Raw genomic sequence first — 12,756 nt, 5'->3', positions numbered from 1 at the left:
AGCCAAATCAAACGTACGGTCATCACTAGGAGGCAATGTCATGAAAGCGTTGGTTCATGCCATCGTATTCACCATCGACGATAATGACACAATCATTCCTGATGGAACTGTGCTTGTCGACGGTGACCGCATCGCTGCAGTGGGATCTTATGACAGTATTCCGATTCCGCGGGGCTCTCAGATCGTCGACTGCACCGGTCACGTTCTCATGCCCGGTCTCATCGATACGCATAATCACTCCTCGCTGATTCGTGGAGTGGACGAGAACCTTGACTTGGTCGACTGGCTACCTGTATATGATCTTGAGCATCGCACGTGTACTCCGTCCGATGCTCGTCAGGCATACCGCCTCGGATACCTCGAATGCCTGCTCAACGGGACGACGACCGTACAGGACATGCATCGTCACATGGACCAGGCGGCCCAGGTCGCTGGAGAGATGGGCCTGCGCGTGTTTCTTGCTCCCTATGCCGCCGACGTGCCGCCCTATGACTTTTTCGAAACCTCCGAGAGCAACGAACAGCTGATTCGTGATTGGCACGGTGCATTCAACGGACGTGTGCAGATTGAGGCGGGCATCGAAGATGTATTCTATTCCAGCGAGAGAATGTACGCTAGGGCGCTTGACATGCACGAACGTTATGGGGTGCGCATCCATACTCATGGACCTGAGCATCCCGAAGAGGAGGAGACCTCCCGCAAACGGTTCGGGATGTCCATCATCGAACTGCTGCACCATCGTGGTTTCCTCGGCGACTACTTGTCCCTCGGTCACTGCGTTCCGATCTCCCGCAGTGACATGGACCTCATAGCTGAATCGGGCGCAAGCATCTGTCATTGCCCCATATCTGCGGCGAAACTCGGATGCGGAACAGCACCGGTAAGGGACATGATGGAAGCGGGCGTCAATGTATCTCTCGGTAGCGACGGCCCCATCGACAACAACAGCATGGACCTGTTCCAGGAAATGAAGTTCGCGTCTCTCATGCAGAAGGTTCGGTACATGGACGCGAAAGCGTTCGATGCGAAAACTATGTTGCGCATGGCCACGATCAACGGAGCACGCACGCTCGGAATGGAGCATACAATCGGTTCGATCGAGGCCGGGAAGAAAGCAGACCTCATCACCATCAACCTCAATCATCCAAGCCTGCGCCCCATTTGCTGGAACAAGAAAGATGACACCAATCTCATCTGGGCGCTCGTATTCGCCATGCAGGGAAATTTCGTTGACACCGTCATGGTCGACGGCCAAGTACTTGTCCAAGACGGCCATTTACTCACCGCTGACGAAGACGACATTCTCCAAAATGCACAACGGCAAGGAGAAGACTGGATGCGCAGACGAGACGCAGCCATGTCCCAACTGTTGGAACCCATTCGCGACTGATTCTGAACCAGTCTCATTCACCCATCCCGACTAACACCACAAGAACAAAGGACGGCAATCATGGCATCGGCACAGGCGACCACGCTCTTCATCAACGCACAAATTGCGGGGGAAGAAGGCCCCCGCGACCTGCTCGTCGAAAACGGAAGGTTCGTCGCCATCGAGGAAGGGCTCGCACAGAGCCTGCCCGCGCAGGGCTACGACGTGGATGCGATTGAGATCGTGGACCTGAAGGGCAAGCTGGTCAGCTCGCCTTTTTGCGACACGCACCTGCATCTCGACTATGTGTTCACCGCTCGCAAACCCGGTGCTATGAACGAGACTGGAACTCTGTTCGAGGGCATCCAACGCTGGAGCGAGACCAAGTCCGATCTGACTGTCGACGAAATCAAGTCGCGCGCACGCAAGGCTGTCGCTATGGAGGTGCACCACGGTGTCCAGTACATCCGTTCTCACGCGGACGTCACCGAACCGAACCTCACCTCGTTGAAGGCGCTGCTGGAGCTCAAGGAGGAGCTCAAGGACATCGTCACCATCCAGATCGTCTCCTTCCCGCAGGAAGGCATGTACTCATACAAGGGCGGCGCGGACCTTGTCGAGGAGGGACTGCGCATGGGCGCCGACTGCGTGGGCGGCATTCCCCACTACGAGACTTGTCGCGAGTTCGGCGAGAAATCCATGCACAAGGTCGTCGAACTCGCCGCGAAATACGGCAAACTGATCGACGTGCACTGCGACGAGACCGACGACCCGAACTCCCGCTTCGTGGAACTGCTCAGCGCCCTCGCATATGCGGAAGGCATCGGCGAGATGACCACCGCGAGCCACACCTGTTCGCTCGGCTCCGCCGACAACGCGTACTTCTTCCACCTGACCAAGCTCCTCAAAGCAGCGAAGATCAATTTCGCATGCGCGCCAACCGAGAACCTGTACCTGCAGGGGCGTCAGGACACGTTCCCGAAGCGTCGCGGCATCACCCGAGTCAAGGAGCTCACCGACAACGGCATCAATGTGTCTCTCGGACAGGATTCCATGCAGGACCCGTGGTACCCGCTCGGTAACGGCAACATGATGATCATCCTCGACTACGTGCTCCACCTCGCCCAGATGATGAGCTTCCCTGAAATCGACGACGCGTTGAAGTTCCTCACCATCAACGGCGCCACCACCATGCACCTCAACGACCAATATGGGCTCGAGGCCGGCATGCCCGCGAACTTCATCGTGCTTGACGCGTCCAACGTATTTGACGCCGTCTACCAGCGCTGTGGCATCCTGCGCTCCGTCCGCGACGGCCGCACCCTGTTCACCAGCGCTACAACTATTGACAGTGATATCTCACTGCTTCAGTGAGGTTCCAATAACAGTCCAAAGGTCTGGAACCGGTGGGTTCGTATCCATTTGTGCGCGAGCCCACCGAAAGAACGGGTTAACCATATTATTGTTGCATCGAGGACACACACTTGAACACAGGATAAATGTCAAGTGGTTGAGGCCTATCATTCTGCGATGGTTCTCCGTAAGCGTGAGAAACCCTATCGATTATCACATCAATATCCGGCACTTCGCATGCGTGAATACAGCTCGCCAACCACCATCACATCCTGCGCCTATATCCCTCCGACCGGATGCCATCCCACAATTCGCGCTTATAGAGCCTGCATCAGTTGGTTTTGTTGAAGTGCCGAGCCTCGGTGCGGAGGCCGAGTTTGTTGCCCAGAATCCTGAGGCTCAATTTTGCGGTTTTAGGTATACTGGGAGAACTTGCGACTTCAGCTACGCGAGCACGAAGGGGTGAGCCGTGTCCCGGCGAGCCGTGTTCAACTGAAAGGCGGAACTGTCCAGCATGCCAACGACCCTGACGGGCAAACCGACTATGCGGTTACGAGAGGAGGATGTCACGGACGCTCCTGAAGGCACTGGAAGTGTCGAGCCGACCGTCAACACCAAGGACTTCATTGACACGTTCCTGCAACGCTATCCGGCGCTGGTGCTGGAGAGTCTGTTGCAGGACAAGACGACAAAGCGCCACATCATTTGGGCGGACGGTGAGTATGAGCAGTACGGTGCCGGATATGGCATGTACGACGAGATCACAATCGACCGCATCACCGGTGAGCATTCGGCTCTCATCATGCCGCGCACGGAGAAGGATGCGCAGAGTCAGGCGGCGCGCACGCGCGCGCACGCCGAGGTGTTCACTCCTTCATGGCTGTGCTGCCGGATGAACGACGACATCGACGAGCAGTGGTTCGGCCGGCCCAATGCGTTCACCATCATGGACGGACACACGTGGGCGGCGACCCCGACGCCGGTGGAGTTCGGCGAATTGAACTGGCGTGACTACGTGGACTGTCTGCGCTTGGAGATCACCTGCGGAGAGGCGCCGTTCATCTGCTCACGCTACGACACGGTGACCGGTCAGCCACTGCCCGTGGATTCGCGCATCGGATTCCTCGACCGCAAGCTGCGCGTGGTGTCGGAAAACACTACAGACTACATTATGTGGCGCAAATACGCGTATCGCGCACTCGAAAGCACCTACGGGTTCGAGTATCAAGGAGACAACCTGCTCGTCGCTCGCATCAACGTACTGGAGACCTTCGCCGAGCACATGCAGGCGCGATGGGGCAAGGAGCCTGATCTTAGCGAGATTCGGCATACGGCCAACATCATCGCATGGAACCTATGGCAGATGGATGGATTCACCGATACGTCGCCCAGCGACGCGTCTGTCAAGGAGATCGAGCCTATGGATCTGTTCGACACACTTGATGAGCCGGTCGTAGAGAAGGCCAAGCCCTGCATGATCTACGACTGGCGCAAGCGCCGTCCGCAAACATACACTTCGCTGAAGGGAAACAAAGGAGTTTGAGATGAAGAAGTTCTACGCCATCATTGGCAATCCACCATATCAGGAAGAAACAGACAGTAACGGGCGGAAGCAACCGATTTATAACATCTTTATGGATGCCTCTTATAAGGTTGGTAATAAGGTGGAGCTTATTACTCCAGGCCGGTTTCTTTTTAATGCAGGCCAAACTCCGGTAGAGTGGAACGAGAAGATGCTCAGTGATGCACACCTTAAAGTTCTCTCGTATGAATCGAATGCTTCTACTATTTTTTCAGGCACTGATATCAAGGGTGGGATTGCTATAACGTTACATGATAGTGGCAGAGATATTGGTCCGATTCACGTTTTTACTATCTACCCCGAACTAAATTCAATTATTCAAAAGGTTGATGCTCTTACCGTCAATCAAAAACGGCTCAACGTTCTTTTCGCTTCGCAGCGCCTTTACAAGCTTTCCGATAAATTCTTTCATGATAATGCAAATGATGAGAACGTCAAGGCTATTCTTAAGAGCGGAACTAGAACTAAGATAACATCAAGTTTCATTGAGAAAATGGACGAAGTGTTTACGCAATCTCCAATCCCGAAGGCTGATAATCTTAGGTTCTTAGCTCGAATCGCAGGAAAGAGACAGTGGAGATATGTCCCACGCTTTTACATCAGGGATAATGATTATCTTGATTCATTTAAATTGTTTATTCCTGAAGCAAATAACTCAGGTCAATATGGTGAAATTCTAGCTGAGCCGGTTATCGGTAAGCCCGGAGAAGGTACGGCTGACACTTTTCTTAACGCTGGTCCGTTTGTAACTATGGAAGAAGTGGTAAATCTATCTCGATATTACCGAACCAAGTTCTTTAGAGGACTACTTGGTGCTAGAAAAGTAACGCAGCACAGTCCTTCACAGGTCTGGGAAATGATTCCAATGCAAGACTTTACCTCTTCTTCAGATATTGATTGGATGAGCTCAGTTTCTGATGTTGATAACCAGCTCTATCGCAAGTACGGTTTGACAACTGATGAGATTGCGTTCATTGAGTCTCATGTGAAGGAGATGGACTGATGGGCATTCTGGATATATCCGGCAAGGTCAGGAGCGCCGCGCCTGCCCTTCCCCAGATCTATGCCTATACGACGCCGGATGTTCGTACCCATGATGGGTGGATCAAAATCGGCTATACCGAGCAGAACGTGGATGAGCGTATCCGTCAGCAGACGCATACCGCGAACGTGCGGGCCCACAAGGAGTGGAACGGCAACGCGATCTACGAGGGTACCGACGAGACATTCCATGATACCGACTTCCACGCATACCTGTCCAAGCTCGGCATTGAACGCATGGCACCTGTGGAGCCGGGTGGCAAGCCGCCGGAATGGTTCCACACCGACGGTCCCACCAGCCGCAATTACTTCTATGAGTTCCGGGAAAACCATGGCGTAGCGGATACGCCGGCCGCGGTCCCGTACACGTTGCGCAATGAGCAGCAGGAGGCCGTGGACGAGGCTGCGGATTATGCGCGAATCCATCCGGGTGGTGAGTTCCTGTGGAACGCGAAGCCGCGTTTCGGCAAAACGCTTTCCACGTATGCGCTGTGCAAGGCGTTGGACGCGGTCAAGGTACTGATCGTGACGAACCGTCCTGCCATCGCGAACTCGTGGTATTCGGATTACGTGAAGTTCCTAGGTACCGAGTCCGGGTATACGTTCGTGTCCGAGACGTCCGAGCTTGCGGACAAGCCGTATGTCATGTCCCGTTCCGCCTACCAGAAGGCGCTGCTCGCCGGTAATTCGCCCAAGTGTATCGAGTTCGTGAGCCTGCAGGACATCAAGGGATCCATCTACTTCGGTGGCGCGTATAAGAAGCTCGAAGAAGTCGCCCATCTCGAATGGGATCTGCTCGTGATCGACGAGGCCCATGAGGGCGTGGACACCTACAAGACCGATGTGGCGTTCGACCATATCAACCGCAGGTTCACCCTCCACCTGTCGGGTACGCCGTTCAAGGCCCTCGCGGACGAGAAGTTCGACGAGGATGCGATCTACAACTGGACGTACGCAGACGAGCAGAAGGCCAAACGCGACTGGTCTGACCCCGAGATTACCAATCCGTATGAGACGCTGCCGAAGCTGAACCTGTTCACCTACCAGATGTCGGACATCATCGCCGACAAGGCTTCGCAGGGCATCGAGCTCGACGGGGAGACCGCCGAGTACGCGTTCGATTTGAACGAGTTCTTCGCAACCGACGACCGCGGGTACTTCAAGCACAACGATGATGTGGACAAGTTCCTTGACGCGTTGACCCGGCAGACGAAGTATCCGTTCTCCACGCCCGAGCTGCGCGATGAGCTGAGGCACACGCTGTGGATGCTCAACCGCGTGGACAGCGCCAAGGCCCTGGCCCGCAAGCTGAAGAAGCATCCCGTGTTCAATGACTACGAGATCGTCGTTGCGGCCGGCGATGGCAGTCTCGACGATCAGAAGGAGACGGAGAAGTCGTTCGTTCGCGTGACGAATGCCATTCGGGAACATGACAGGACCATCACGCTCTCCGTGGGCCAGCTCACCACCGGCGTGACGATACCGGAGTGGACGGCCGTGCTCATGCTGTCGAACATGAAAAGCCCGGCATTGTACATGCAGGCCGCGTTCCGCGCGCAGAACCCCTGCCTGTTCCATGAGGCGAACACCGGCAGGTATCTGCGCAAGGAGAACGCCTACGTGTTCGACTTCGACCCGGCACGCACGCTGACGATCTTCGAGGAGTTCGCCAACAACCTCAACCCCAGCACCGCCGGCGGCAAGGGCACGCTCGACGAGCATAAGCAGAACGTGCGCGAACTGCTGAACTTCCTTCCCGTCCTCGGCGAGGACGAGGCCGGCGAGATGATCGAACTCGATGCGGAGAAAGTGCTCTCCCTGCCGCGCAAGATCCGCTCGCGCGAGGTCGTCAAACGCGGCTTCATGTCCGACTACCTGTTCCAGAACATCAGCAACGTGTTCCGCGCGCCCGCAGACATCGTGACCATCCTCCAGACGCTCACGCCCACGCCGAAGCCCACACAAGATCTCGGCGGCATGCAGGCGACCGCCGACGAGGCCCATCTCAACGAGAAAGGCGACGTGGACATCCCCGAGGAGCAGATCATCGGCACGGCTGCGGCCATGTTCGGCGACAAGGTGTACAGCGAAGTCGAGAACACGATTGCAGATCTTATCGAGGACGCTGCGGCGAATCAGAAAACACCTTCCAAGGAGGATGCCGAGCTTGACGCGCTGGCCAGCCAGCTCAGCTCGAACATCACCAAGCCGATCATCGATGTCGCGCAGCAGCATTACGACGATACGCTCAAACCGTCGCAGAAAACCAAGATCGAACGTAAGGTCAAAGCCGACGCGGATATCGAGATCAACAGGCACATCGGCGATTTCAAGATCCAGCGCAACATCATCGAGCAGGAACGCAACGAAAAGCTCGAAGAGGCCGAGACCGCACAGGAAGCCGATCGGATCAACGCCGAATACGACCAGAAGCACGCCGAAGCGCGCGATGTGCTCGACGAGAAGCTGAAGGACGTCGCTGGCAACGTCGCCAAGCAGACGGGCCAGACCATCGTGCGCGAGGTCGAGACCGCCAAAAGTGAGGCGAAACGTATCAACCTTATGGACGACATCAAGGATCACCTTCGCGGTTTCTCCCGCACGATCCCCTCGTTCCTCATGGCCTACGGCGACGAGGACACGACGCTGGAATCGTTCGACACGATCATCCCGCCGAACGTGTTTCTGGAGGTCACTTCCATCACCGTGGACCAGTTCCGGCTGCTGCGCGATGGCGGTGACGTCAACGGCACGCACTTCGACGGCAACCTGTTCGACCCGGTGGTGTTCAACGACTCCGTGGCCGAGTTCATCGCGTTGAAGTCCAAGTTGGCGAACTATTTCGACGAATCCCAGACGGAGGACATCTTCGACTACATCCCACCACAGAAGACCAACCAGATCTTCACTCCGAAGAAGGTCGTCAAACAGATGGTCGATCTGTTCGAGCAGGAGAATCCCGGATGCTTCGACGATCCCGAACACACGTTCGCGGATTTGTACATGAAATCCGGCCTGTTCATCACGGAGATCGTCAAACGCCTGTACAACAGCGAACACATGCGACAGCTGTACCCCAACGGGGACGAACGCCTGAAGCACATCTTCGGACATCAGGTGTACGGCATCGCACCCACGGAGATCATCTACCAGATCGCCACGCACTACATCCTCGGTCCGAACGACGAGTTCGGCAAGGACTGCGAGACGCATTTCGCGATGGCCGATTCCGCGCAACTCTCCAAGGAAGGCAAACTCGCCGATTACGTGGACAAGACCTTCGGATAACAATGGTTCATACAACGAATGTGATAGTGGTTCGTTCGTTGTATGAACCATTGAGCGAGTAGGAGAAGAGCTCTTTTAGATAGGAGGTTTCAGAGACGAACAAACCATTCAAAGAACACCCGCTGCACAGGATTATCAGCCAGTTCCCAACCTCAACGACACCGCAGTTCTCGCGCAATAACCCCCACGTAATAAACACCAAATGCCGTGAAAAACTAAGAGAACGGCCGGAAACCGCAGATAAATAAGAGCCTTCCGACATCGGCTGAGGATACGAGATTCGAATTTATGCAACGGAATGCGTTGGTGGTTCGGTACTCCTAGAGCGCCGAACCACCAACATAGAATATGCTTACGCATGCGTTCAACGCGAATAATATCGAATCGGGATTCATCGGCGCGGCTTCGCCAGTTATCGCCGTATGGTCCATAGATTGTCCTGATCCGAGAGCCGACAGGCAGTGCTGGGCATTCGTTCTCACCGTTTGTGCCCCAGTTCACCCATCCTGACTGTGGTCTTTGCACAATCTGGAAGGCACCGGAAGGTTGAGATGTGATCCAGATCATGCATCGACCTGTTTCGGTATCGTATTCCGCAGTACATGCTGAGGCTCCCGGGAAAATGGTCTCCTCGTCCTGCCCGGAAACATCTACTGCAGTTTCGGGGAACTGCCAAGGTCGTGAATTATCATCTGCAGCGCGATGCGCCAACGATCGGACATGCCCCAGTCGTGCATCAAGTCCCGTGACAGTCAAGGCACCTTCCCAATGGGAGAATAGCCTCCAGTAAAGATCCCAATGTGCGTTTTCTAGATCGCGGTTGAGCAGGGTGCGGAAGTAATCGAAGCGTGGCGTCGTCTCCGCCTCATCCGCCAGCACGCTCTGAACTTCATCCTTGAGGAATCCAGCGTAGGGGTCTCCGCCTCGGAAGGGTACTGGTTGATATGAATCAAATCGGTTGAAAACCAGATTGCCTTCCCCACTTTCGAATTCATCCCCGACCGTGATGCGATTGCTGACGCTTCTTCCGTCGACTTCGGTCTCGAACGTATCCACGTGGTATACGCGGTCGAAGAAGTCGACTTTCCAATAGAATGTGAATTCGATGGAGAAGGACTTGCCCTGTAACTCAGGACGTAGTCCGTCAGGGATGCGGCCCGTAAGTAGGTATCGATGCATGATCGGACCGGACTCGACTAGTTGGACATCGGCTACGACATGCTCCGGAGGATTGATCAGACCGTTCTCAGGGGTGAAGAAGGGGCCGTAGAAACCGCCGATGGCGTTGTTACCGCTTTTCAGCAAGTCAAAACGCTCATCCTTGGTCTGAAAATGCCTGATACCCCACTTGGAAGCCCCTTCACCCTTGCCGGTGCCTCTGCACAATTCGATATCGAAATAACCGGTATCGAGATGGCATACCGCATCACGTTCCTTGGTTAGCTCGTCACTGATGATGCCGCTGAGCAGGGATTCCCCGTCTTCCGGCTCACGCAGTGTCAGTCGTTCTCCATCGACGGGCACAAGGACGCCGACATATGCTGTTGCATCATCATCTGACGCTCCGCGCACTTTCTGGAATAGCGAGGTCTGGCCTTTGTCTGTGGAGCCGATGAGCGTATCGGCGTCTATGGCTCCTGGAAGTTTCACCTCGACCGGCTGCACCTTCGTAGGATTCGTGAAGCGGTTCACAATAGTGTATTGAGAATATAGTTGCGTCATCGTCATGTCTCCCTTAGTTTGCGGCTGCAGCCTGCTTGGCACCAATGCCTCTCAAGAATCCGAATGAGAACGAATTCTCCTTGAGACCATCGATCAGCACGGCGATGATGATGACTACACCCTTGACGAGCTGCTGTGTGAAGAACGGGACGTTCATGAGCACCAGGCCGGTAGTGAGCACACCGAAGATGATTGCGCCAATAAGGGTCCCGGGGATCTTGCCCTTGCCGCCCATCAGTGAAGTGCCGCCCAAGACCGCAGCTGCAATGGCGTCCATTTCGTAACCGTCGCCGGCGGTCGGCTGGGCGGAAACCACACGCGCCGCGAAGATGCAACCTGCGAGGCCGGCGCAGATGCCTGCGATCACGTATACGGACAGCAGCACCCCCTTGACGTTGATACCTGCGAGCCTTGCCGCTTCGGCATTGCCTCCCACCGCGTAGACGTGAGAGCCGTACTTGGTTTTATCGAGGACGATCCACATGATGACATAAACGATTATCATCACAATGAACGGAATAGGAACATGGAACAGATACCCGTTGCCCAAAGCGCGGAAGTTCAGGGCATTATCGACGATTGGAAGTCCACCTGTGATGGTGTACGCCAATCCTCGCATGAAGGTCATCGTGCCGAGTGTGACGATAAACGCGGCAAGATTGCAGTATGCAATCAGGAATCCATTGATCAGGCCGATCAGAGCGCCAATCGCCATGCCCAAGATGATTGCGAGGAGAGGGTTGAGACCCGATCGGGCTGCAAGTACAGCGATGCAGCCGCTGACCGCGATGGTCGAGCCGACGGACAGGTCGATGCCCGTGGTAATGATCACGAAAGTCATGCCAGCCGCCAGAATCGCGCTGATGGATATGGACCTCGCCACGTTGAACAGGTTGCTCACGGTACCGAAGTTCGGTGCTTTGACCAGCATGAACACGACCAGCACCAGAAGCACAAACGGCATACCGACCTTTTCCCAGGCCGACGCCAAATTCATCTTTTTCTTTTCCTTCATTGGAAACTCCTCATTTCATCGTTGAATTGCGGCATTCGTCGCGGAATCAGTGGGTTGGCTTTTCACTACACCGGTTGCATACCCCATGACCTTCTCCTCCGTCGCTTCATTCTCTGGGATGCAGGCGGCGATGGCCCCCTGACGTACGACAAGGATTCTGTCGCTGATGCCTAGGACCTCCGGCAGATCCGAGGAAATCACCAGAATCGCCTTACCCTGATCCGCCTGCGAGCTAATCAGCTCGTAGATCTCCTGCTTCGCGCCGACATCAACACCTCGTGTGGGCTCATCCAAGATCAGCACGTCGGAGTTCTTCATGAGCCATCGGGCGAACACGGCCTTCTGCTGGTTACCGCCGGACAGGTTGACAATGGGCGTGGTCAGCAGTCGTTGCACGATGTTGACCAGCTTCATCGACTCCTTCACGTCAGTCCGGATTCTGCGCTTCTGCAGTAATCCAAACTTCTCGTACTTGCCGAGCGACGATATGGAGATGTTGTCCTCGACACTTCGGACCGGGAAGATGCTTTGGGTCTTCCTGCTTTCCGGAAGGTATGCGACGCCCTGTCCGATTGCCGCTTTCGGCGACTTGAACGCGACCTTTTTGCCGTGGAGCCTAATCTCTCCAGAATCATGCTTGTCTGCGCCGATGATTGCCCTAGCGATCTCGGTACGTCCCGCGCCGACCAGTCCGGACATCCCGAGCACCTCTCCCGCATGCACCGTGAACGACACAGGAGGTGAGTCGGGAGACAGTCTGAGGTCCTTGACCTCCAGCACTCCCTCGCCGATAGTCCGCTTGCTGTGGTCGTAGAGCTTTTCGACCTTGCGGCCGACCATCTTCGCGACGATATCGTTCTGATCCGCGTGCTGAATGTCCGTGGTCATGACGGTATGACCATCCCTGAGGACGGTGATCCGGTCGGCGAGCCGCCAGACCTCTTCCATACGATGGGAGATATAGATCAGCCCGGTTCCTTTCTCGCGCAGCATGTTCACCAAGGTGAACAGGTGCTCGGACTCCGCGCGGGACAGCGATGCGGTGGGCTCGTCGAGGATGAGGATCCTTGCATCTTGGGCGATTGCCTTGGCGATTTCCACCATCTGCTGCTCGCCTGTACCTAAGTCACCGAGCAGTGCATCCGGATCGATATCGGCCTTGATGACCTCGAGTTTGCGGACGGCGTCTTCGCGCATGCGTTTCTTGTCTAGGAGACGGGACCTACGAAGCGGCTCATCTCCCAAGGCCAGGTTTTGCGCCACGGTCATCGTGGGCACCACGTTCAGCTCCTGATGGATGATAGCGATTCCCAGATTGTCAGCCTGCTTGGGCGTGGAGACATCTACTTCTTCGCCATTGATCAGGATGCGTCCGGAATCCYTTTT

The 12,756-nt window shown here is 55.5% G+C and carries 8 protein-coding genes; 5 read left to right on the top strand and 3 right to left on the bottom strand.

Annotation, left to right across the window (positions count from 1 at the left end; genetic code table 11):
- The first annotated feature begins 40 nt into the window (after positions 1-40).
- The 5 genes from BREU_RS11000 (at position 41) to BREU_RS10980 (ending at position 8,633) form a co-directional block, all read left to right on the top strand.
- On the top strand, positions 41-1,390 hold the full coding sequence (locus BREU_RS11000; RefSeq protein WP_044090144.1) for an amidohydrolase family protein: 1,350 nt from the start codon (positions 41-43) through the stop codon (positions 1,388-1,390).
- 60 nt (positions 1,391-1,450) lie between these two features.
- Positions 1,451-2,743 carry an amidohydrolase family protein gene (locus tag BREU_RS10995; RefSeq protein WP_044090143.1) on the top strand — a complete coding sequence of 431 codons (1,293 nt, stop codon included), beginning with the start codon at positions 1,451-1,453 and terminating at the stop codon, positions 2,741-2,743.
- 493 nt (positions 2,744-3,236) lie between these two features.
- On the top strand, positions 3,237-4,265 hold the full coding sequence (locus BREU_RS10990) for a hypothetical protein (protein ID WP_052382139.1): 1,029 nt from the start codon (positions 3,237-3,239) through the stop codon (positions 4,263-4,265).
- A 1-nt stretch (position 4,266) separates the two neighbouring features.
- Positions 4,267-5,307 carry an Eco57I restriction-modification methylase domain-containing protein gene (locus tag BREU_RS10985; protein ID WP_044090142.1) on the top strand — a complete coding sequence of 347 codons (1,041 nt, stop codon included), beginning with the start codon at positions 4,267-4,269 and terminating at the stop codon, positions 5,305-5,307.
- The gene (locus BREU_RS10980; RefSeq protein ID WP_152598623.1) at positions 5,307-8,633 is read left to right on the top strand and encodes a DEAD/DEAH box helicase family protein; all 3,327 of its coding nucleotides are present in this window, start codon (positions 5,307-5,309) and stop codon (positions 8,631-8,633) included. The genes BREU_RS10985 and BREU_RS10980 overlap by 1 nt, the downstream gene beginning before the upstream one ends.
- Before the next feature lie 135 nt (positions 8,634-8,768).
- Here the strand turns inward: BREU_RS10980 and BREU_RS10975 are convergent, their stop codons facing one another.
- From BREU_RS10975 to BREU_RS10965, 3 genes are all read right to left on the bottom strand, one after another.
- A complete protein-coding gene (locus tag BREU_RS10975; protein ID WP_238567085.1) occupies positions 8,769-10,361 on the bottom strand; it encodes a hypothetical protein in 1,593 nt (530 codons plus the stop codon).
- 7 nt (positions 10,362-10,368) lie between these two features.
- Positions 10,369-11,370: an ABC transporter permease gene (locus tag BREU_RS10970; RefSeq protein WP_044090141.1), complete on the bottom strand. Its 1,002-nt coding sequence runs from the start codon at positions 11,368-11,370 to the stop codon at positions 10,369-10,371.
- 15 nt (positions 11,371-11,385) lie between these two features.
- Positions 11,386-12,756, bottom strand: a 1,371-nt coding sequence (locus BREU_RS10965) for a sugar ABC transporter ATP-binding protein (RefSeq protein ID WP_044096011.1), incomplete at its 5' end; no start/stop codon positions are given.

The sequence above is a fragment of the Bifidobacterium reuteri DSM 23975 genome, assembly GCF_000741695.1.
Taxonomy (GTDB): domain Bacteria; phylum Actinomycetota; class Actinomycetes; order Actinomycetales; family Bifidobacteriaceae; genus Bifidobacterium; species Bifidobacterium reuteri.
The sequence above is the reverse complement of the archived record's forward strand: the minus strand, read 5'-3'. Positions and strand labels throughout refer to the sequence as shown.